The organism is Stenotrophomonas sp. PS02289, assembly GCF_029960115.1.
Lineage (GTDB): Bacteria > Pseudomonadota > Gammaproteobacteria > Xanthomonadales > Xanthomonadaceae > Stenotrophomonas.
In genome coordinates this window covers 1-683 of sequence record NZ_JASCOZ010000352.1, presented here as the reverse complement: position 1 = coordinate 683, position 683 = coordinate 1, and the positions used below count along the sequence as shown (strand labels likewise).

Genomic DNA, 683 nt, shown 5'->3' with positions numbered 1-683 from the left:
CACGCAGGGCGTGGCTCTACGGATCCGAGGTTGCTGTAGAGCCACGCCCTGCGTGGCTTCGCGAACTCAACCGAAAACCAGCTTCCCTTTCATCATGGCGAAGTGCCCGGGGAACGAACAGAAGAACGTGTAATCCCCGCCCTTCGCCAGCTTGGCGGTGGAAAACGTCACCGACGTACTCTGCCCGCCGCCAATCACCGCCGTATGTGCCAGCACGCGCGCATCGTTCTTCGGCAGGTAGCTGTCCGCCAGCTTCATCCGCATGCCTGCCATCGCCACTGGCTGGTAATCCGGCGTTTTCGTCAGCACCCAGTTGTGGCCCATCGCAGTCGCCGCGAGCTTGCCAGTGTGCCGCAGGGTCAGCTTCACCTGGGTGCAGTCGCCCGCCAGTTTGATTTCCTTCTGGGTGAAGGTCATCTGGTCGGTGCTGTCCACCGTGACCGCGCAGACGCGCGCGTAGGCAGACGGGGCGAAGGCCAGTGCGGCCAGCAACAGGGGGGCGAACAGTTTCACGGTGAATCTCCTTGCGGGTACACCGTGAATTCTAGAGAGCATGGTGCGATGGCACCTGCGACGGGGTGTCGCAGGTGCGCGCCAAGTGCAGCCGGGCAAGCCCGGCTCTACGGGGCACCCCGCACGACCAAGCGATATACATCATAGACGTCATGAACGTAGAGCCGGGC

The 683-nt window shown here is 63.1% G+C and carries 1 protein-coding gene; it reads right to left on the bottom strand.

The window, feature by feature from the left end; genetic code table 11:
* Positions 1-66: 66 nt before the first annotated feature.
* On the bottom strand, positions 67-513 hold the full coding sequence (gene azu, locus QMX83_RS21575) for an azurin (RefSeq protein WP_282298668.1): 447 nt from the start codon (positions 511-513) through the stop codon (positions 67-69).
* Between the last annotated feature and the right edge of the window lie 170 nt (positions 514-683).